Origin of the sequence: Streptococcus oralis subsp. oralis, from assembly GCF_002096445.1 — a bacterium.
Classification (GTDB): domain Bacteria; phylum Bacillota; class Bacilli; order Lactobacillales; family Streptococcaceae; genus Streptococcus; species Streptococcus oralis_N.
In genome coordinates this window covers 200,209-217,426 of sequence record NZ_NCUK01000012.1, presented here as the reverse complement: position 1 = coordinate 217,426, position 17,218 = coordinate 200,209, and the positions used below count along the sequence as shown (strand labels likewise).

The 17,218-nt window shown below is 41.1% G+C and carries 34 protein-coding genes; all 34 read right to left on the bottom strand.

All coding sequences use genetic code 11. From position 1 onward, the window contains the following. Positions 1-7: 7 nt before the first annotated feature. Entirely contained in the window at positions 8-274 is a 267-nt protein-coding gene (locus B7721_RS02360; RefSeq protein WP_000644111.1) for an ACT domain-containing protein, read from the bottom strand. Positions 275-537: 263 nt separating this feature from the next. After that, the gene (gene rplQ, locus B7721_RS02355; RefSeq protein ID WP_000331493.1) at positions 538-924 is read right to left on the bottom strand and encodes a 50S ribosomal protein L17; all 387 of its coding nucleotides are present in this window, start codon (positions 922-924) and stop codon (positions 538-540) included. Positions 925-935: 11 nt separating this feature from the next. Continuing rightward, positions 936-1,871: a DNA-directed RNA polymerase subunit alpha gene (locus B7721_RS02350; protein WP_000568993.1), complete on the bottom strand. Its 936-nt coding sequence runs from the start codon at positions 1,869-1,871 to the stop codon at positions 936-938. A 42-nt stretch (positions 1,872-1,913) separates the two neighbouring features. Continuing rightward, positions 1,914-2,297 (bottom strand): 30S ribosomal protein S11, encoded by a 384-nt coding sequence (gene rpsK / locus B7721_RS02345; protein ID WP_001118385.1) that lies wholly within the window; start codon positions 2,295-2,297, stop codon positions 1,914-1,916. A gap of 17 nt (positions 2,298-2,314) precedes the next feature. After that, positions 2,315-2,680, bottom strand: coding sequence for a 30S ribosomal protein S13 (gene rpsM, locus B7721_RS02340; protein WP_000090781.1), 366 nt, complete (start codon positions 2,678-2,680; stop codon positions 2,315-2,317). Between the two features lie 17 nt (positions 2,681-2,697). Then, a complete protein-coding gene (gene rpmJ / locus B7721_RS02335; protein ID WP_001808836.1) occupies positions 2,698-2,814 on the bottom strand; it encodes a 50S ribosomal protein L36 in 117 nt (38 codons plus the stop codon). 24 nt (positions 2,815-2,838) lie between these two features. After that, complete coding sequence (gene infA / locus B7721_RS02330) at positions 2,839-3,057, bottom strand: translation initiation factor IF-1 (protein ID WP_001029883.1); 219 nt, start codon at positions 3,055-3,057, stop codon at positions 2,839-2,841. Between the two features lie 116 nt (positions 3,058-3,173). Beyond that, positions 3,174-3,812, bottom strand: a complete 639-nt coding sequence (locus B7721_RS02325; protein WP_001050433.1) for an adenylate kinase — start codon at positions 3,810-3,812, stop codon at positions 3,174-3,176. A gap of 145 nt (positions 3,813-3,957) precedes the next feature. Then, the gene (gene secY / locus B7721_RS02320) at positions 3,958-5,268 is read right to left on the bottom strand and encodes a preprotein translocase subunit SecY (RefSeq protein WP_000465385.1); all 1,311 of its coding nucleotides are present in this window, start codon (positions 5,266-5,268) and stop codon (positions 3,958-3,960) included. Between the two features lie 12 nt (positions 5,269-5,280). Beyond that, positions 5,281-5,721: a 50S ribosomal protein L15 gene (gene rplO / locus B7721_RS02315; protein WP_000766089.1), complete on the bottom strand. Its 441-nt coding sequence runs from the start codon at positions 5,719-5,721 to the stop codon at positions 5,281-5,283. A 144-nt stretch (positions 5,722-5,865) separates the two neighbouring features. Continuing rightward, positions 5,866-6,048 (bottom strand): 50S ribosomal protein L30, encoded by a 183-nt coding sequence (gene rpmD / locus B7721_RS02310; protein WP_000057241.1) that lies wholly within the window; start codon positions 6,046-6,048, stop codon positions 5,866-5,868. A gap of 13 nt (positions 6,049-6,061) precedes the next feature. Continuing rightward, positions 6,062-6,556, bottom strand: a complete 495-nt coding sequence (gene rpsE, locus B7721_RS02305; RefSeq protein WP_084877314.1) for a 30S ribosomal protein S5 — start codon at positions 6,554-6,556, stop codon at positions 6,062-6,064. A 17-nt stretch (positions 6,557-6,573) separates the two neighbouring features. After that, positions 6,574-6,930 (bottom strand): 50S ribosomal protein L18, encoded by a 357-nt coding sequence (rplR, locus tag B7721_RS02300; RefSeq protein ID WP_000624044.1) that lies wholly within the window; start codon positions 6,928-6,930, stop codon positions 6,574-6,576. An 83-nt stretch (positions 6,931-7,013) separates the two neighbouring features. Then, positions 7,014-7,550: a 50S ribosomal protein L6 gene (rplF, locus tag B7721_RS02295; protein WP_084877313.1), complete on the bottom strand. Its 537-nt coding sequence runs from the start codon at positions 7,548-7,550 to the stop codon at positions 7,014-7,016. A gap of 187 nt (positions 7,551-7,737) precedes the next feature. Beyond that, complete coding sequence (gene rpsH / locus B7721_RS02290; RefSeq protein ID WP_000245504.1) at positions 7,738-8,136, bottom strand: 30S ribosomal protein S8; 399 nt, start codon at positions 8,134-8,136, stop codon at positions 7,738-7,740. A gap of 213 nt (positions 8,137-8,349) precedes the next feature. Then, positions 8,350-8,535 (bottom strand): type Z 30S ribosomal protein S14, encoded by a 186-nt coding sequence (locus B7721_RS02285; protein WP_001085697.1) that lies wholly within the window; start codon positions 8,533-8,535, stop codon positions 8,350-8,352. A 17-nt stretch (positions 8,536-8,552) separates the two neighbouring features. Further along, on the bottom strand, positions 8,553-9,095 hold the full coding sequence (gene rplE / locus B7721_RS02280) for a 50S ribosomal protein L5 (RefSeq protein WP_000013542.1): 543 nt from the start codon (positions 9,093-9,095) through the stop codon (positions 8,553-8,555). 23 nt (positions 9,096-9,118) lie between these two features. Beyond that, on the bottom strand, positions 9,119-9,424 hold the full coding sequence (gene rplX, locus B7721_RS02275) for a 50S ribosomal protein L24 (RefSeq protein WP_000497691.1): 306 nt from the start codon (positions 9,422-9,424) through the stop codon (positions 9,119-9,121). Between the two features lie 78 nt (positions 9,425-9,502). Then, positions 9,503-9,871 carry a 50S ribosomal protein L14 gene (rplN, locus tag B7721_RS02270; protein WP_000616545.1) on the bottom strand — a complete coding sequence of 123 codons (369 nt, stop codon included), beginning with the start codon at positions 9,869-9,871 and terminating at the stop codon, positions 9,503-9,505. Between the two features lie 25 nt (positions 9,872-9,896). After that, the gene (gene rpsQ, locus B7721_RS02265; protein WP_000440801.1) at positions 9,897-10,157 is read right to left on the bottom strand and encodes a 30S ribosomal protein S17; all 261 of its coding nucleotides are present in this window, start codon (positions 10,155-10,157) and stop codon (positions 9,897-9,899) included. A 24-nt stretch (positions 10,158-10,181) separates the two neighbouring features. Further along, the gene (rpmC, locus tag B7721_RS02260; protein WP_000772918.1) at positions 10,182-10,388 is read right to left on the bottom strand and encodes a 50S ribosomal protein L29; all 207 of its coding nucleotides are present in this window, start codon (positions 10,386-10,388) and stop codon (positions 10,182-10,184) included. Positions 10,389-10,397: 9 nt separating this feature from the next. Continuing rightward, positions 10,398-10,811: a 50S ribosomal protein L16 gene (rplP, locus tag B7721_RS02255; protein ID WP_000960946.1), complete on the bottom strand. Its 414-nt coding sequence runs from the start codon at positions 10,809-10,811 to the stop codon at positions 10,398-10,400. Positions 10,812-10,814: 3 nt separating this feature from the next. Continuing rightward, positions 10,815-11,468, bottom strand: coding sequence for a 30S ribosomal protein S3 (gene rpsC / locus B7721_RS02250; protein WP_000529936.1), 654 nt, complete (start codon positions 11,466-11,468; stop codon positions 10,815-10,817). Positions 11,469-11,480: 12 nt separating this feature from the next. Further along, the gene (gene rplV, locus B7721_RS02245) at positions 11,481-11,825 is read right to left on the bottom strand and encodes a 50S ribosomal protein L22 (RefSeq protein ID WP_000818137.1); all 345 of its coding nucleotides are present in this window, start codon (positions 11,823-11,825) and stop codon (positions 11,481-11,483) included. 11 nt (positions 11,826-11,836) lie between these two features. Continuing rightward, entirely contained in the window at positions 11,837-12,118 is a 282-nt protein-coding gene (gene rpsS, locus B7721_RS02240) for a 30S ribosomal protein S19 (protein ID WP_000533766.1), read from the bottom strand. A 102-nt stretch (positions 12,119-12,220) separates the two neighbouring features. Continuing rightward, a complete protein-coding gene (gene rplB / locus B7721_RS02235; protein WP_000512910.1) occupies positions 12,221-13,054 on the bottom strand; it encodes a 50S ribosomal protein L2 in 834 nt (277 codons plus the stop codon). A 17-nt stretch (positions 13,055-13,071) separates the two neighbouring features. Further along, on the bottom strand, positions 13,072-13,368 hold the full coding sequence (locus B7721_RS02230; protein WP_001055347.1) for a 50S ribosomal protein L23: 297 nt from the start codon (positions 13,366-13,368) through the stop codon (positions 13,072-13,074). Beyond that, a complete protein-coding gene (gene rplD, locus B7721_RS02225; protein ID WP_000024539.1) occupies positions 13,368-13,991 on the bottom strand; it encodes a 50S ribosomal protein L4 in 624 nt (207 codons plus the stop codon). Before rplD ends, B7721_RS02230 begins: the two co-directional genes overlap by 1 nt. Positions 13,992-14,015: 24 nt before the next feature. Then, positions 14,016-14,642, bottom strand: coding sequence for a 50S ribosomal protein L3 (gene rplC, locus B7721_RS02220; protein ID WP_000160197.1), 627 nt, complete (start codon positions 14,640-14,642; stop codon positions 14,016-14,018). 82 nt (positions 14,643-14,724) lie between these two features. Next, on the bottom strand, positions 14,725-15,033 hold the full coding sequence (rpsJ, locus tag B7721_RS02215; protein WP_001284513.1) for a 30S ribosomal protein S10: 309 nt from the start codon (positions 15,031-15,033) through the stop codon (positions 14,725-14,727). A 266-nt stretch (positions 15,034-15,299) separates the two neighbouring features. Continuing rightward, positions 15,300-15,926 carry a uridine kinase family protein gene (locus B7721_RS02210; RefSeq protein ID WP_084877311.1) on the bottom strand — a complete coding sequence of 209 codons (627 nt, stop codon included), beginning with the start codon at positions 15,924-15,926 and terminating at the stop codon, positions 15,300-15,302. Further along, the gene (gene nrdG / locus B7721_RS02205; protein WP_084877310.1) at positions 15,923-16,519 is read right to left on the bottom strand and encodes an anaerobic ribonucleoside-triphosphate reductase activating protein; all 597 of its coding nucleotides are present in this window, start codon (positions 16,517-16,519) and stop codon (positions 15,923-15,925) included. The genes B7721_RS02210 and nrdG overlap by 4 nt, the downstream gene beginning before the upstream one ends. Before the next feature lie 4 nt (positions 16,520-16,523). Beyond that, on the bottom strand, positions 16,524-17,024 hold the full coding sequence (locus B7721_RS02200) for a GNAT family N-acetyltransferase (RefSeq protein ID WP_000423394.1): 501 nt from the start codon (positions 17,022-17,024) through the stop codon (positions 16,524-16,526). A 44-nt stretch (positions 17,025-17,068) separates the two neighbouring features. Then, the gene (locus B7721_RS10185; protein ID WP_000521625.1) at positions 17,069-17,209 is read right to left on the bottom strand and encodes a hypothetical protein; all 141 of its coding nucleotides are present in this window, start codon (positions 17,207-17,209) and stop codon (positions 17,069-17,071) included. Between the last annotated feature and the right edge of the window lie 9 nt (positions 17,210-17,218).

Here is a 17,218-nt window from a genome sequence, read left to right as displayed (position 1 = left end):
TAACCTCCTAGATATTGTACATAGCGTCAAAAATCGCCGCACTTTGAATATTGATTTTGACATTCAAGGTCTGGCCGAAAGTTTCAAACTCATTTCGCAGATAAGTGAAATCCTGTTTTTCGTCACTAGAAACGACTGCCATCATAGTAAAGTATTCATCCAACACCGTCTGAGAAATATCGTCAATATTCAAACCCAACTCTGCAATCTTAGTAGACACGCCTGCAACGATCCCAGCCTTGTCCTTACCAACCACTGTAATAATAGCCTTCATCCTTATACCCCATTTCTACGATTTTTAGAAAACCTGAACGTTTTTGATTTTCTTTTTTCCTAGTATAGCATATTTCCATAGAAAATACTAAAAAACGCCTGCTTACGAAGTTGTTCTTAAGAAAAAAACAATTTCGTAAACAAGCGTCTACCCTATCAAATGATGATGAGTGTTCCCGCTAGGACCGAAGTCCCAGCGGTAGACCAGAGCTAGACTAAGAGCACAAGACTCCATCATCATAACACTCAACAAAATTGATGATTTTATACTAATTCGATGATCGCCATTGGCGCAGCATCACCACGACGTGGTTCAGTTTTAAGGATACGAGTGTATCCACCGTTACGTTCAGCATAACGAGGTGCGATTTCTGAGAACAATTTTTGAAGTGCTGTAGTAGAAGTGTACTTATCAGTTGCTTCATCATAGTTTTCAGATGCGATTTCATTACGTACGAAAGCAGCTGCTTGACGACGTGCATGCAAATCACCACGTTTACCTAGAGTAATCATTTTTTCAACAGTTTTACGGATTTCTTTAGCACGAGCTTCAGTTGTCACGATTGATTCGTTGATCAAAAGGTCAGTTGTCAAATCGCGAAGCATTGCTTTACGTTGTGAGCTAGTGCGTCCTAGTTTACGGTAAGCCATGTATTCCTCCTTTATTTATCTTTTAATCCAAGACCCAAGTCAATGAGTTTGAGTTTCACTTCTTCCAAACTCTTGCGTCCAAGATTTCGTACTTTCATCATCTCTGCTTCAGATTTTTCTGTCAAATCATGCACAGTGTTGATACCGGCACGTTTCAAACAGTTGTATGAACGCACAGATAAGTCCAGTTCCTCAATCGTACGATCCAAAATACGATCGTCAGATTCAGTATCAGCTTCTTTCATCACTTCAGTTGACTTAGCAATCTCAGTAAGATTTGTAAACAAATCAAGATGTTCTGTCAAGATACGCGCTGAAAGCCCTAAAGCATCTTCTGGAATAATTGTTCCATTAGTCAAGATTTCAAGGGTTAATTTGTCAAATCCATCATTGCTACCTACACGAGCAGGCTCTACTTGATAGTTGACTTTTGTAACTGGTGTATAAATAGAATCTACAGCAAGTGTTCCAACTGGTGCATTATCTTTTTTGTTTTCATCAGCAGGTACATATCCACGACCACTGTTAACAGTCATTGTCGCTTTTAGAGAAGAACCTTCACCGATTGTAAAAAGATAATGATCTGGATTTACAATCTCAATATCACTGTCAGTCAAAATGTCTCCAGCTGTAATTTCAGCGGGACCTTCAACGTCAAGTTCAATGATTTTTTCGTCTTCAACGTATGATTTCACTGCAATCCCTTTAATGTTCAGAATGATTTGCATCACGTCTTCACGAACACCTGGAACTGTGTCGAACTCATGCAAGACACCTTCAATGTTGATAGATGTCACTGCTGCTCCTGGCAGAGAAGCCAGTAGTACACGACGAAGAGAGTTACCAAGAGTTGTACCGTAACCACGTTCAAGTGGTTCGATTACAAACTTGCCATAATCTTTATTTTCATCAATTTTTGTTATATTTGGTTTTTCAAACTCAATCATTTAGTTACTCCCTCTTAAACGAAAAGCAGTGTAATGCGATGATTATACACGGCGACGTTTTGGAGGACGAGCACCATTGTGTGGCACTGGAGTCACATCACGAATTGCTGTTACTTCAAGACCAGCGGCAGCAAGCGCACGAATAGCTGACTCACGACCAGAACCTGGACCTTTTACAGTAACTTCAACTGATTTAAGACCGTGTTCTTGTGCAGATTTAGCAGCAGCTTCAGAAGCCATTTGAGCAGCGAATGGTGTAGATTTACGAGAACCTTTGAAACCAAGAGCACCAGCTGATGACCAAGCAATTGCATTACCATGCACATCAGTAATCATAACAATAGTGTTATTAAATGTAGCGTGAATATGAGCAATACCAGATTCGATATTCTTTTTCACACGACGTTTACGTGTTGGTTTAGCCAAGACTTTTACCTCCTATATTATTTTTTCTTACCAGCAATCGCAACAGCTTTACCTTTACGAGTGCGAGCGTTGTTTTTAGTGTTTTGTCCACGGACAGGAAGTCCACGACGGTGACGAATACCACGGTAAGAACCGATTTCCATCAAACGTTTGATGTTCAAGTTTACTTCACGACGAAGGTCACCTTCAACTTTGATTGCATCCACTTCACGACGGATAGCATCTTCTTGATCTGATGTAAGGTCACGTACACGAACATCTTCTGAGATTCCAGCAGCAGCCAAAATTTTCTTAGATGTTGCAAGTCCGATACCATAAACATAAGTCAATGAGATTACTACGCGTTTGTCATTTGGAATGTCAACTCCAGCAATACGAGCCATGTTTTCTCCTTTCTATCTTATCCTTGACGTTGTTTGTGTTTTGGATTTGCTGGGCAAATTACCATAACACGACCATTACGACGAATTACTTTACAGTATTCGCAAATTGGTTTGACCGATGGTCTTACTTTCATTTCTTATCCCTCCAAGTTTTTCGATTATTTAAAGCGGTAAGTGATACGTCCACGTGTCAAGTCATATGGACTCATCTCGACAGTAACACGATCTCCCGCTAAAATACGAATATAGTTTTTACGAATTTTACCAGAAACTGTTGCTAAAATCTGATGTCCATTTTCAAGTTCAACCGTAAACATTGCGTTAGGCATTGTATCGACTACTTTGCCTTCAACTTCAATCACATCGTCTTTTGCCACGCAAAAGCACCTCCATAAATTTCGATTCGATGCCTCTGAAAACAGAGACAACAATTATAAGTCAGACTATCTCAGTATAACATTTGTAGCGATTTTTTGCAAGTGTGAAAAACGCTTTATTTCAAATTTGTCAATACTTTTTCGATATCTTTGAACACATCATTGATATCTTGATTTCCTTCGATATCGTGGACTAAACCTTTGGCACGGTAGTGAGCAATGATTGGTTCACCTTGGGCGATATTCACATCCAAACGACGCTTCACTGTCTCAGGTTTATCATCTTCACGTTGGTAGTAATCTTCCTCTTTATAGTCAACTGGTGGGTTGAAAACTTTGTGGAAGGTTTCACCTGTTTCGCGGTGGATGATACGACCACTCAAACGTTCCAAGAGACAATCTGGATTCACTTCGATATTGATCACGCCTTCTAGTTCGATACCAAGTTCCGCCAATGTTTTGTCCAAGGCATGGGCTTGTTCAATCGTACGTGGGTAACCATCCAACAAGAAACCTGTTTCCTTGATGTCGTCCTGTGAAAGGCGTTCTTTAACGATTCCATTTGTAACTTCATCTGGAACCAACTCACCTTTGTCAATATATGACTTCGCAAGTACACCCATTTCAGTTTGATTTGCCATAGCAGCACGGAACATATCTCCAGTTGAAATGTGTGCCACGTGGAATTGCTCCACAATTTTAGCTGCTTGCGTTCCCTTACCTGCTCCAGGTAAGCCCATAATCAAAAGATTCATGATAGGATCTCCTTATTTTGTATTTAAATAGAAGTAGAATTTTGTTTCAACCCCTATTTAAAAACAAAATAGAAGAGGGGAGACGAAAATCTCTCTGATAGATAGACCTTCATACTCCACTCTCTAAGCAAAAGTAATTTTGCTTTTATTCTGTTTTGTCCATGAAACCAACATACTTACGTTTCAATAGGTAACCTTCAAGTTGTTTGATTCCTTCGATACCGGTTGAGATAATGATCAAAAGACTAGTTCCCCCAAAAGCAACAGCTTCTGAAAGACCAAAGACATCTTTTGCCACAATCGGCAAGATTGAAATCACACCAAGGAAGATTGATCCGACAGTCGCAAGGCGACGAAGAAGTTTCGACATGAACTCTTCAGTCCCCTTACCAGGACGGACACCATGAATGTAGGCTCCACTCTTTTGCAAGTTTTCTGCTGCCTTCTCTGGATTGATCTGTACAAATGTATAGAAGAATGTAAAGAGAATGATTAACAAGGCATACATAGCAACACCTGTCGGAGATGTTGTAGATAACATTTCCTGTGCTGTACGTACCCAAGCCCAATCATGACCTGTAGCACTCAAAAATTGAAGAATGGCTGCAGGTGCTGCTGTAATGGAACTTGCAAAGATAACTGGGATAACCCCCGCTGGGTTCACCTTCAACGGAAGGTATGAGCTTGATGGGGCTCCTTGAGCAACTTTTGTATATTGGATTGGAATTTTATATTCTGCCTGTTGAACAAAGGTTGTAAAGTAAACAATCAACAAGACAGCGATAATCAAAATAACGACAAAGATAATAGATGAAGTCAAACGGCTACTTGGAATATTGACGAAGTAGTCAACATAGATGCCTTTAATCATCTCAGGAATTGAAGCAACAATACCTGCAAAGATGATCATAGAAACACCATTTCCGTATCCCTTATCTGTAATTTGTTCCCCGAGCCAAGTTACAATCATACTACCTGCTGTGAGGATAATACCAATAGTAACAAAAACTTGTGGAGTTAAAGCTGTCGTTAATAATTTCGCTCCAGATAGAGTATTAAATCCTGCTGTAATCCCGATAGATTGAACAAATGCAAGCACAAGTGCAATATAACGAGTAGCTTGGTTTAGTTTTCTCCGTCCTACTTCCCCTTGTTTGCCCCATTCTACAAACTTCGGTAAAATATCCATTTGTAGCAATTGAACAACGATGGAAGCAGTGATATACGGACTTACTCCGAGTGCAAAAACGGAGAAGTTCTTCATGGCATTCCCTGAAACAAGACTAAGCATGTTCAAGAAAGATAAACCGCTGAGAGCTTCTAAACTTTTTGCATTCACACCTGGAACAGTGATACTTGTCCCAATACGGAAAACAAGAATGATAAAAATTGTAAAGAGAATTTTTGATCGAACTTGTTTAACCTTGAGCGCTTCTTTTAGTAATTTAAAAAACATGGGTCACCTCTCTTAGATGACTTCTACAGAACCACCTTTAGCAGTGATAGCTTCCTCAGCTGATTTAGAGAATTTAGCTGCTTTCACAGTCAATTTCTTAGTCAACTCACCGTTACCAAGAATTTTAACTCCTGATTTTTCAGCTTTCACAATTCCTGCTTCGATAAGTACAACTGGAGTTACTTCTGCACCGTCTTCAAAGACGTTCAATTGGTCAAGGTTTACAATTGCGTATTCTTTAGCGTTGATGTTAGTGAATCCGCGTTTTGGAAGACGACGGAACAATGGAGTTTGTCCACCTTCAAAACCAAGGCGAACTCCGCCACCGCTACGAGCTTTTTGACCTTTTTGACCGCGACCAGATGTTTTACCGTTACCTGATGAAGTACCACGACCAACACGGTTACGTACTTTACGAGAACCTTCTGCAGGTTTCAATTCATGAAGTTTCATTATTATTTTCTCCTCTTTTGTAAAATGCTAGCGCCGATAAGAGAGAAAAGGTTGTCTCCCTTATCAACTCGCCTATACATTGTCATCTTAGATGACTATACCTAGTTTTAGGGGATGAGTATTGCCACATCCCCTAAAAATTCATTAGTTTACTTCTTCAACTGTTACCAAGTGAGATACTGCAGTGATCATACCACGGATAGCAGCGTTGTCTTCTTTGATAACAGAGCTGTTCAATTTGCCAAGTCCAAGTGCTACAACAGTTTTACGTTGTGATGGAATGCGTCCGATTGGAGACTTAGTCAAAGTAATTTTAATTTGAGCCATTTTATCCCCTTTCTTATGCCAAATCAGAAACTGAGATACCACGAAGGGCAGCAGCTTCTTCAGCGCGTTTCAATTGTTTCAAACCTTCAACAGTTGCGCGAACAATGTTGATTGGAGTGTTAGAGCCAAGTGATTTAGATGTAATATCTGCCACACCTGCCAATTCCACAACGGCACGAACTGCACCACCAGCGGCAACTCCAGAACCTTCTACAGCAGGTTTCAACAATACTTTAGCTCCACCGAATTCTGAAAGAACTTCGTGTGGGATTGTTGTTCCAACCATAGGAACTTCAATCAAGTTTTTCTTAGCATCTTCTACTGCTTTGCGGATTGCTTCTGGAACTTCTTGAGCTTTACCAGTACCAAATCCTACGCGACCGTTGTGGTCACCAACAACAACAAGAGCTGCGAAACGAAGACGACGTCCACCTTTAACAACTTTTGTAACACGGTTGACAGCAACTACGCGTTCTTCTAATTCAACTGCATTGTCTTTAAATGCCATTTTCTAGTGTCCTCCTATTAGAATTTCAATCCGTTTTCACGAGCTGCATCAGCCAAAGCTTTCACACGTCCGTGATATAGATATCCACCGCGGTCGAACACCACTTCTGAAATACCTTTAGCGTTTGCACGTTCTGCAACGAGTTTACCGACAGCAACGGCTTGTTCAGTTTTAGTTCCTTTTGAAACTTCTTTGTCAAGAGTTGAAGCACTTGCGAGCGTTACACCCGCTACGTCATCAATCACTTGAGCGTAGATGCCTGTATTAGAACGGAATACGTTCAAACGTGGGCGATCAGCAGTTCCAGAGAGTTTTCCGCGAACGCGACGGTGGCGTTTTTGGCGGAGTTTATTTTTATCTGGTTTAGAAATCACAGTTTTCACCTCTTTAGTTTTAAATCGCGTGCTATGCACAAAGTTGGAAAATAGGTTGATGGTTGAAAATCAACCACTCAACATTATTTACCTGTTTTACCTTCTTTAAGACGAACGTACTCTCCAACGTAACGGATACCTTTACCTTTGTAAGGTTCTGGCGAACGAAGGCTACGTACGTAAGCAGCTGTTTGACCAACTACTTCTTTTGAAATTCCGCTAACAACAATTGTTGTTGGATTTGGAAGTTCAAAAGTAATCCCTTCTGGAGCTTCAACTTCATCTGGATGAGATTTACCAACAGCCAAAACAAGTTTTGATCCTTGAAGTTGTGCACGGTAACCAACCCCACGCATTTCAAGTTCTTTCTTGAATCCTTCTGATACACCAATTACCATGTTGTTCAAAAGGGCACGAGTAGTTCCGTGGATAGTTTTCATTTCTTTTGAATCGTTTGGACGGTGAAGAGTTACTTCAGTACCTTCCACGCGAATTTCAATATCTTTTGAGAACTTACGAGTAAGTTCTCCTTTAGGTCCTTTTACAGTTACAACGTTGTCATTGTTAGTGATTTCAACACCAGCAGGCAACACGATAACTTTATTACCAATACGTGACATGTTTATTTTCTCCTGTTAAATTGTCAGACCATAACGGCCAGTTTTCACGGGGTTAAATCGATTTCTCGATTTAAAGGAACATTTAGGTTTCAATTTCAAAGTGAATCTAGGCATCGTCTCGCAGGCATAACTTTGGGTTAGACAAGAGACGATAACGAAGAGTCACAAAGAAATTGGGAGCTAAATGTTACCAAACGTAAGCGATAACCTCTCCACCAACATTCTTTTGGCGAGCTTCTTTATCAGTAAGCAAACCTTCAGAAGTTGAAAGGATAGCAATTCCAAGTCCGTTAAGAACTTTTGGAAGATCTTCACGTTTTTTGTAGACACGAAGTCCTGGTTTAGAAACACGTTTCAAGTTAGTGATAACTTTTTCACCGTTTGGTCCGTATTTAAGGAAAACACGGATGATGCCTTGTTTGTCATCTTCGATGATTTCTACGTTCTTAACAAAACCTTCGCGTTTAAGGATTTCAGCAATCCCTTTTTTGATGTTTGATGCAGGTACTTCAAGTACTTCGTGTTTCGCTTGGTTAGCGTTACGAATACGAGTTAGGAAGTCTGCGATTGGGTCAGTCATAACCATTTTGTTTTTCTCCTCTTACTAGTAGTTTGCAAGTTGCACTTGCTAGTTAATGATTGAGCTGGGCTCAGATAGTATTGACACATTCAAATGAGAGAACTCTTATTTGAACACGAGCTACAACCTGTGCAAAAAAGATAAATTTGATTTGGAGCATCGCTCCTTCACCAAATTTCCTTTTTTTGCTGTGGTTGTTAGGCTCTTTGTATCATGATATTACCAAGATGCTTTTGTTACACCAGGAATTTGTCCTTTGTAAGCTAATTCACGGAAGCAAACACGGCAAAGTTTAAATTTGCGGTAAACTGAATGTGGACGACCACATTTTTCACAACGAGTATAAGCTTGAGTAGAGAACTTCGCTGGACGTTTGTTCTTAGCAATCATTGATTTTTTAGCCATTAGATTTACCTCCTATATTATTTTGCAAAAGGCATTCCAAGGCCTGTAAGCAATGCACGTGACTCTTCGTCAGTGTTAGCAGTTGTTACGATAACGATGTCAAGACCACGAGTTTTGTCAACGTCATCAAAGTTGATTTCTGGGAAGATCAATTGTTCTTTCACACCAAGAGTGTAGTTTCCGCGTCCATCAAATGATTTTGTTGGAACACCGTGGAAGTCACGCACACGTGGAAGTGAAACTGAAACCAATTTGTCCAAGAATTCGTACATACGTTCACCACGAAGGGTAACTTTTGCACCGATCGCTACACCTTCACGAAGACGGAAGCCGGCGATTGATTTTTTAGCTTTAGTGATAAGTGGTTTTTGACCTGAGATAAGTGCCAATTCTTCAGCAGCTTTTTCAAGACTTTTAGCGTTTGATACAGCTTCACCAACACCCATGTTCAAAACGATCTTATCTACTTTAGGCACAGCCATCACTGATGAGTAGTTGAATTGTTCTGTCAAAGCAGGAACTACTTCATTAAGATATTTTTCTTTTAAACGATTTGCCATTATACTTCTCCTTTCCTTCGTGATTAATCAAGCACTTCGCCTGATTTTTTGTTGTAGCGAACTTTTTTACCGTCTACAAATTTGTAACCAACACGACCAGCTACACCATTTTTGTCCAATACTTGAACGTTTGATACGTGGATAGCTGCTTCTTTCTCGATGATACCACCTTGAGGAAGCTCGTTAGTTGGACGTTGGTGTTTCTTAACGATGTTAACACCTTCAACGATAACTTTGTTTACTTTTGGAAGGGCAGTAAGGACAACAGCTTCTGTTCCCTTATCTTTACCAGCGATTACGCGAACTTTGTCGCCTTTTTTTACAAACATTAGGTTTCTCCTTGATTTTTCTTACGCCCATAAGGGCACCCTAGCTTGAAGCTAGGGGACTAGTTTGTTTTTTTAATATTAAAGTACTTCTGGAGCAAGTGACACGATCTTCATGAAGCCACCTTCACGCAATTCACGTGCAACTGGGCCAAAGATACGTGTTCCGCGAGGAGTTTTGTCTTCACGGATGATAACTGCTGCGTTTTCGTCAAATTTGATGTATGAACCATCAGCACGACGAGCACCTGATTTAGTACGAACGATAACAGCTTTTACAACGTCACCTTTTTTAACCGCACCACCAGGAGTAGCTTGTTTTACAGATGCCACGATAACATCACCGATGTTTGCAAATTTACGTCCTGAACCACCAAGAACTTTGATAGTCAAGATTTCGCGAGCACCGCTGTTGTCTGCGACTTTCAAACGAGTTTCTGTTTGAATCATTTCAGTTTTCTCCTTTCAGGTTTGATTAGATGATGACCGCTTCTTCAACAACTTCTACAAGACGGAAACGTTTTGTAGCTGAAAGCGGACGAGTTTCCATGATACGTACGATATCGCCTTCTTTGGCAACATTGTTTTCATCATGTGCTTTGTATTTTTTAGAGTAGTTAATACGTTTACCATAGACTGGGTGGTTACGTTTTGTTTCAACTACAACTGTGATTGTCTTGTCCATTTTGTCAGATACAACACGTCCAACAAGAACTTTACGATTATTGCGTTCCATTGAAATTTCTCCTTCCCTAGTCTATTATTTCGCTTCAGATTGAACTGTTTTGATACGAGCGATTTGTTTTTTAACTTCTTTCAAGCGAGCTGTTTGTTCCAATTGACCAGTAGCAGCTTGGAAACGAAGTTCAAACAATTCTTTTTTCAATTCGTTTTCGCGCTTCGCGAGTTCTTCTTGAGAAAGACCACGAAGTTCTTTAACAAATTCTTTTACTTCATTAAGTTTCATGCCTTCTCCTTATTCTGCTTCACGTTTTACGAATTTACATTTAACTGGCAATTTGTGGCTTGCAAGACGAAGCGCTTCGCGAGCAATCTCTTCAGATACACCAGCGATTTCAAACATCACTTTACCACGTTTAACTGGTGCTACCCAACCTTCAGGTGCCCCTTTACCAGATCCCATACGCACACCGATAGCTTTAGCAGTGTATGATTTGTGTGGGAAGATTTTAATCCAAACTTTACCACCACGTTTCATGTAACGAGTCATGGCGATACGAGCAGCTTCGATTTGGCGGTTAGTGATCCAGTGGCTAGTTGTAGCTTGAAGACCGTATTCACCGAATGCTACTTCTTTTCCACCTTTTGCTTCACCGCGCATTTTTCCACGGAATTCACGACGGTGTTTAACACGTTTAGGTACTAACATTGGTTATTTACCTCCTTTAGTGTTTTTACGAGCTGGAAGAACTTCACCACGGTAGATCCATACTTTAACACCAAGTTTACCGTATGTAGTATCTGCTTCTTCCCAAGCGTAATCGATATCTGCACGAAGTGTGTGAAGTGGAACAGTTCCTTCAGAGTATCCTTCAGCACGGGCGATATCTGCACCGTTCAAACGACCTGATACTTGAGTTTTGATTCCTTTAGCTCCAGCACGCATTGCACGTTGGATTGCTTGTTTTTGTGCACGACGGAAAGCGACACGTTGCTCCAATTGACGAGCAATTCCTTCACCTACAAGGTGAGCATCCAAATCAGGTTGTTTGATTTCGATGATGTTGATGTGTACTTGTTTTCCAGTCAATTTGTTAAGTTTTGCACGGAGTGCATCAACGTTAGCACCACCTTTACCGATAACCATACCTGGTTTAGCAGTGTGAAGTGAAACGTTAACTTTGTTTACTGCGCGTTCAATTTCGATAGTTGAAACTGCTGCGTCAGCAAGTTCTTTTTGAACGAATTTACGGATTGCAAGATCTTCATGAAGGTAATCCGCGTATTCTTTTTCAGCATACCATTTGGCATCCCAATCACGGATGATGCCGACACGCATACCAATTGGATGTACTTTTTGACCCACGATGTTACCTCCTTATTTTTCTGCAACAGCCACAGTGATGTGAGCTGTACGTTTGTTGATTGGTGAAGCTGAACCTTTCGCACGTGGACGGAAACGTTTCATAGTTGGTCCTTCGTTTGCGAATGCTTCAGATACTACCAAGTTAGCTTTGTCCAAACCAAAGTTGTTTTCAGCGTTAGCTACAGCTGAATTCAAAACTTTCAAGATGATTTCAGCAGCTTTGTTTGGTGTGAATGTCAAGATTGCAATAGCATCGGCTACGCTTTTACCACGGATGTTGTCAAGAACAAGACGTGATTTACGAGGTGAAACACGTACTGTACGAGCCATTGCTTTAGCTGAAGTAATTTCTGCCATTTATGTTCTCCTTATTTTCTACGTGTTTTCTTGTCGTCTGCAGCGTGACCTTTGTAAGTACGAGTTGGTGCAAATTCACCAAGTTTGTGACCTACCATGTCCTCTTGGATGTAAACAGGTACGTGTTTACGTCCGTCATAAACTGCAATAGTGTAACCAATGAAACTCGGGAAGATCGTTGAACGACGTGACCAAGTTTTGATAACTTTTTTCTTTTCGTCGTTAGCTTGAGCTTCAACTTTTTTCATCAAATGCTCATCGACGAAAGGTCCTTTTTTAAGACTGCGTCCCATTTTGTTTTTTCTCCTTTAAATGTTGTACCACAGCGGCTTGCGCTCACATGGATCGCTACCGAGCTGGCGGATTTCCTAGTTGCTTAAGCGACTAGTTTACTATTATTTCTCGTTGCGACGACGAACGATAAGTTTGTCAGATTTCGCTTTCTTGTTACGAGTTTTAAGACCAAGAGCAGGTTTGCCCCATGGAGTAGATGGCGCTTTACGACCAACTGGTGCTTTACCTTCACCACCACCGTGTGGGTGATCGTTAGGGTTCATTACAGAACCACGAACTGTTGGGCGGATACCTTTCCAACGGCTACGTCCTGCTTTACCAAGGTTTACAAGTCCATGTTGTTCGTTTCCGACAACACCAACTGTTGCACGACAAGTTCCAAGGATCATACGTACTTCGCCAGATTGAAGGCGAACAAGAACGTATTTACCTTCTTGACCCAATACTTGAGCAGAAGCTCCAGCTGCACGTACCAATTCTCCACCACGACCTGGTTTCAACTCGATGTTGTGGATCAAAGTACCAACTGGGATGTTAGCAAGTGGAAGAGCGTTTCCGACTTTGATATCTGCTTCTGGACCTGAAACGATACGTTGACCAACTTCAAGACCTTTTGGAGCGATGATGTATGCTTTCACACCGTCAGTGTAGTGTACAAGAGCGATGTTTGCAGAACGGTTTGGATCGTACTCAATTGTTTTAACAACTGCTTCAACGTTGTCTTTGTTACGTTTGAAGTCAACCAAACGGTAGAAACGTTTGTGTCCACCACCTTGGTGACGAACAGTGATACGACCGTTGTTGTTACGACCAGCCTTGCTCTTCAAAGCAACAAGCAATGATTTTTCAGGAGTGCTTGTTGTGATTTCAGCGAAATCCAAAGAAGTCATATTACGGCGACCGTTTGTTGTTGGTTTATAAACACGAATTCCCACGATATTTCCTCCTTAGATTATTCAGCTTCAGCAGCAAACAACTCGATTGCTTTTGAATCAGCTGTAAGTGTGATGATAGCTTTTTTAGTTTTGTTAGTAAAACCAGTGTAACGTCCAACACGTTTAGCTTTAGGTTTTACGTTGATTGTGTTAACGTTGGCAACTTTAACACCTTCGAAAGCAGCTTCAACAGCTTGCTTGATCAAAAGTTTGTGTGCACGAGTGTCAACTTCAAATACATATTTACCTGCTTCAAGTTGAGCCATTGAGCTTTCAGTGATGACAGGTTTTTTGATAACATCATACAAATTCATTATGCAAGAACCTCCTCGATTTTAGAGATAGCTGCTTGTGTGACAAGAAGTTTGTCGCTATTTGCGATGTCAAGAACACTTGCAGTTGTAGCGGTCGCAACTTTCACATTTGGAAGGTTACGAGCTGAAAGAGCTGCGAATTCATTTCCTTCTTCAAGGATAACAAGAACTTTAGAATCGATGCTCAATGCTGCAAGAACTTTTGCAAATTCAGCAGTTTTTGGAGCTGTAAATTCAAGAGAATCAACGGCTACAAATTTGTTTTCAGCAACTTTTTCAGAATAAACCGATTTAAGAGCTAGGCGACGAACTTTTTGTGGAAGTTTGTAGCCGTATGAACGTGGAGTTGGTCCGAAGACAACGCCACCACCACGCCATTGTGGTGAGCGGATAGAACCTTGACGAGCACGTCCAGTTCCTTTTTGACGCCATGGTTTGCGTCCACCACCTGATACTGCAGAGCGGTTTTTAACAGCGTGTGTTCCTTGACGAAGGCTTGCGCGTTGGCTGATGATCACATCAAACACAACTGATTCATTTGGTTCGATACCAAATACTGCATCGTTAAGAACAACTTGGCCAGCTTCTTTACCAGTTTGGTCAAATAATGTTACGTTTGCCATTGTGACTGATTTCCCCTTTCTTTATTATTTACCAGCTTTAACTGCTGATTTGATAGTGATAAGAGATTTCTTAGCACCTGGTACGTTACCTTTGATAAGGATAACGTTCTTTTCTGGAACAACTTGTACAACTTCAAGGTTTTGAATTGTTACGCGGTCGCCACCCATACGTCCTGCAAGGTTTTTACCTTTGAATACGCGGTTAGGTGCAACAGGTCCCATAGAACCTGGACGACGGTGGTAACGAGAACCGTGAGCCATTGGTCCACGTGATTGTCCGTGGCGTTTGATAACACCTTGGAAACCTTTACCTTTAGAAGTACCAGTTACGTCAACAACGTCTCCAGCCGCGAATGTTTCAACTGTGATTTCAGCACCAACTTCCAAGCCTTCAACGTTTTTGAATTCACGAATGAAGCGCTTAGGAGCCGTGTTAGCTTTCGCTACATGTCCTTTAGCAGGTTTGTTGCTCAATACTTCGCGTTTGTCATCGAAACCAACTTGGATAGCGTTGTATCCGTCTGTTTCAACAGTTTTAACTTGAAGAACAACGTTTGGAGTTGCTTCAATAACTGTTACAGGGATCAATTCGCCAGCTTCAGTGAAGATTTGAGTCATTCCCACTTTTTTCCCTAAGATTCCTTTTGTCATGAGAAAATAGTTCCTTTTCTATATTTTTTATTCAAAAAGTTTTTAACGAGCGTTTTTCATGCTCAAGGTTTCAAACTTTGGATTAAAGCTTGATTTCTACGTTTACACCACTTGGAAGATCCAATTTCATCAACGCATCAACTGTTTTTTGAGTTGGGTTAACGATATCGATCAAACGTTTGTGTGTACGCATTTCGAATTGTTCGCGAGAGTCTTTGTATTTGTGAGTCGCACGAATGATTGTGTAGAGGCTACGTTCAGTTGGAAGTGGGATTGGACCCGCAACTTGTGCACCTGTACGAGTAGCTGATTCTACGATTTTTGCAGCCGCTGTGTCAAGCGTACGGTGTTCGTAAGCTTTCAAACGGATACGGATTTTTTTGTTTGCCATCTTTTTCTCCTTTTCGTCTATTTAAGATAATAGGCTAGCTCCACAAGAAAACCGACGCGCGTTGCGTGGCAATGCAACCGAGCGTGTCGCAACCTCTTGCATCAAAGCTAAGGCTGTAATTTACAGCACCATAATAGAATAACACAAAGCCCCTGCGATTACAAGGGATTTGTTAGGTTTTTTTCGTTTTTTTTGAGATGAAACTGTTTTCCTATTTTATCTTTCTATAACTACTAATTTACAGTCTTAAAATTTAATCTTTTCTTCTATACAATACGAGTCATTTTGACCTTGAATTTATCTTCTGATTGATCCACTAAGATATCTGCTTTTGACTCGGTTTCTTTATAGTATTGCTGATACTGCTCCCTTCTCATCTGATGGCTAGACAATACAAAAGATGCATCGCGATTTCTCATAGTCGTATCTCGAGCTAGGCGCCTCTTTAATTCCGTTTCTTCGTCCGTGTAGAAACACACGGTTTTATCAAAGAGTTCCTTGGGTAGAAAGCCTACAGACATCCCTTCGACTATCAGTATTGGTTTGGCTCCAGATAAGATCTCGCTAGCCTTCCAAGGTTCAGCAATCGTCAAGATGTCCATGCCAGCCTTTAAGGCGAGAATATCTCTCTCTAAACTTGCTAGCTCATGCGCCACTGGGAGACAAGCTGTCACTTTTTGATTTGGTGCTTGCTTTGGCACTACCAGATAGCGTTCTGAGGTGATATAGGGATCTGTTTCTAGTAGGTTTACTTTTTCAGCATCTAGGGCTTGAAACAATTCTTGAGCAAAGGTTGATTTCCCTGATGCCCCGTGACCGTAGATCCCCAGTGTTTTGATTTTTCCAGTTTCGATTTCTGAGACCAGTTGATCTATTAAGTCTTTTTTCTTCATTCTCTCTTCACCTGTTCATAGCTTTCTTTTCCGTCATTGAGCTTGTCCCAAATCACTATTTGCCCACTTTTGAGAGATTTTTGCACATCAATAATCCGTTGATTAGAGGAACCTCGGAACTGGAGCATGAGATTGCGCTTGCTTTTGTCATAACGACCATCGACAAGGATGTCAATCAACGACAAGAGTTCCAGCTTGTCTGGAGTCTCCAGCATCATTTCTTCCCAAGTATAACCTGTCCAGGACCAGATGTCTTTATCTGGCAATTCCTTACGAATGCGTTTAACGAGAGGTAAGAGGATACCTGTATTGAGAAATGGTTCTCCTCCTAGCAAGGTCAATCCTTGAACATAGGGTTGGGCAAGGTCTGCCATGATTTGTTCTTCTAACTCTGGCGTATAAGGAATCCCAGCATTAAATGACCAGGTCGCAACATTATAGCATCCCTCACAGTGGAACATGCAACCTGATACATAGAGAGAGTTGCGCACACCTTCTCCATCGACAAAGTTAAAGGCCTTATAATCAATGATCCGCCCTTTACTAAGCTCCTCACTTTTCCATTCACCTGGTTTTGGTGTATTCCATGTCATCCTTCTACTCCAAATCTATCCAGTAACGTTCTACGCCATTGCGAACATCCTCAAACACCCCACTATTTGCCACAATCACCGCCCTACTAGCAGGATTTTCCGTACTACAGGTCACAAGTGCTTTTTTGATGTTCTTTTCCTTAGCAACTTGTAGACCTTGTCGGAGGGATTCTTTGGCATAACCCTTACCTCTTTCAGATGGACGAATGGAGTAGCCAATATGGCCCCCGTTTTCTAGTAAGTAGTCATTTAATCGGAGACGAAGGTTGAGAAAGCCAAGAGCCTGGCCTGCTACATCAAAACTAACCAGCTGGATAGCAGGAACCCAGTTTTCAGGAATATTGAGTCCCGCTTCCGCTTGAAGATTTTCTTCTAGCCACTCTTCATAAACAAAATTGTTGGCGTTCCAAAATCCGCCATCGTGGGCTGATTGAGTCTGTTCAAACTCTGCCATCATCTCTAAAACTGTTTCTTTATCTGCCAATATCGGTCTGCGTAGTTCCATATTCCCCTCCCACCTAAGAGAAAAGTGAGAGGCAACTCTCACTTTTATTTTTTCTTGTTCTTGTTTAAAAACTGTTCTCTGAGGTTGAGCAAGCGTTCTTTTTTACCTGTTCCACCTTTCGAGTGTTTCTCGTGATAACGGGTCACTTGTGCGCGTCCCTTATCGTCTAATTGGTATTTCCCCATTCTATTTCC

Excerpts from the sequence above, each read along its gene's own strand:
- B7721_RS02360 (WP_000644111.1), bottom strand. The coding sequence starts at position 274 with ATGAAGGCTATTATTACAGTGGTTGGTAAGGACAAGGCTGGGATCGTT.
- rplQ (WP_000331493.1), bottom strand. The coding sequence starts at position 924 with ATGGCTTACCGTAAACTAGGACGCACTAGCTCACAACGTAAAGCAATG.
- B7721_RS02350 (WP_000568993.1), bottom strand. The coding sequence starts at position 1,871 with ATGATTGAGTTTGAAAAACCAAATATAACAAAAATTGATGAAAATAAA.
- rpsM (WP_000090781.1), bottom strand. The coding sequence starts at position 2,680 with ATGGCTCGTATTGCTGGAGTTGACATTCCAAATGACAAACGCGTAGTA.
- rpmJ (WP_001808836.1), bottom strand. The coding sequence starts at position 2,814 with ATGAAAGTAAGACCATCGGTCAAACCAATTTGCGAATACTGTAAAGTA.
- B7721_RS02325 (WP_001050433.1), bottom strand. The coding sequence starts at position 3,812 with ATGAATCTTTTGATTATGGGCTTACCTGGAGCAGGTAAGGGAACGCAA.
- secY (WP_000465385.1), bottom strand. The coding sequence starts at position 5,268 with ATGTTTTTTAAATTACTAAAAGAAGCGCTCAAGGTTAAACAAGTTCGA.
- rplO (WP_000766089.1), bottom strand. The coding sequence starts at position 5,721 with ATGAAACTTCATGAATTGAAACCTGCAGAAGGTTCTCGTAAAGTACGT.
- rpmD (WP_000057241.1), bottom strand. The coding sequence starts at position 6,048 with ATGGCTCAAATTAAAATTACTTTGACTAAGTCTCCAATCGGACGCATT.
- rpsE (WP_084877314.1), bottom strand. The coding sequence starts at position 6,556 with ATGGCATTTAAAGACAATGCAGTTGAATTAGAAGAACGCGTAGTTGCT.
- rplF (WP_084877313.1), bottom strand. The coding sequence starts at position 7,550 with ATGTCACGTATTGGTAATAAAGTTATCGTGTTGCCTGCTGGTGTTGAA.
- rpsH (WP_000245504.1), bottom strand. The coding sequence starts at position 8,136 with ATGGTTATGACTGACCCAATCGCAGACTTCCTAACTCGTATTCGTAAC.
- B7721_RS02285 (WP_001085697.1), bottom strand. The coding sequence starts at position 8,535 with ATGGCTAAAAAATCAATGATTGCTAAGAACAAACGTCCAGCGAAGTTC.
- rplE (WP_000013542.1), bottom strand. The coding sequence starts at position 9,095 with ATGGCAAATCGTTTAAAAGAAAAATATCTTAATGAAGTAGTTCCTGCT.
- rplX (WP_000497691.1), bottom strand. The coding sequence starts at position 9,424 with ATGTTTGTAAAAAAAGGCGACAAAGTTCGCGTAATCGCTGGTAAAGAT.
- rplN (WP_000616545.1), bottom strand. The coding sequence starts at position 9,871 with ATGATTCAAACAGAAACTCGTTTGAAAGTCGCAGACAACAGCGGTGCT.
- rpsQ (WP_000440801.1), bottom strand. The coding sequence starts at position 10,157 with ATGGAACGCAATAATCGTAAAGTTCTTGTTGGACGTGTTGTATCTGAC.
- rpmC (WP_000772918.1), bottom strand. The coding sequence starts at position 10,388 with ATGAAACTTAATGAAGTAAAAGAATTTGTTAAAGAACTTCGTGGTCTT.
- rplP (WP_000960946.1), bottom strand. The coding sequence starts at position 10,811 with ATGTTAGTACCTAAACGTGTTAAACACCGTCGTGAATTCCGTGGAAAA.
- rplV (WP_000818137.1), bottom strand. The coding sequence starts at position 11,825 with ATGGCAGAAATTACTTCAGCTAAAGCAATGGCTCGTACAGTACGTGTT.
- rpsS (WP_000533766.1), bottom strand. The coding sequence starts at position 12,118 with ATGGGACGCAGTCTTAAAAAAGGACCTTTCGTCGATGAGCATTTGATG.
- B7721_RS02230 (WP_001055347.1), bottom strand. The coding sequence starts at position 13,368 with ATGAATTTGTATGATGTTATCAAAAAACCTGTCATCACTGAAAGCTCA.
- rplD (WP_000024539.1), bottom strand. The coding sequence starts at position 13,991 with ATGGCAAACGTAACATTATTTGACCAAACTGGTAAAGAAGCTGGCCAA.
- rplC (WP_000160197.1), bottom strand. The coding sequence starts at position 14,642 with ATGACAAAAGGAATCTTAGGGAAAAAAGTGGGAATGACTCAAATCTTC.
- rpsJ (WP_001284513.1), bottom strand. The coding sequence starts at position 15,033 with ATGGCAAACAAAAAAATCCGTATCCGTTTGAAAGCTTACGAACACCGT.
- B7721_RS02210 (WP_084877311.1), bottom strand. The coding sequence starts at position 15,926 with ATGAAGAAAAAAGACTTAATAGATCAACTGGTCTCAGAAATCGAAACT.
- nrdG (WP_084877310.1), bottom strand. The coding sequence starts at position 16,519 with ATGACATGGAATACACCAAAACCAGGTGAATGGAAAAGTGAGGAGCTT.
- B7721_RS02200 (WP_000423394.1), bottom strand. The coding sequence starts at position 17,024 with ATGGAACTACGCAGACCGATATTGGCAGATAAAGAAACAGTTTTAGAG.
- B7721_RS10185 (WP_000521625.1), bottom strand. The coding sequence starts at position 17,209 with ATGGGGAAATACCAATTAGACGATAAGGGACGCGCACAAGTGACCCGT.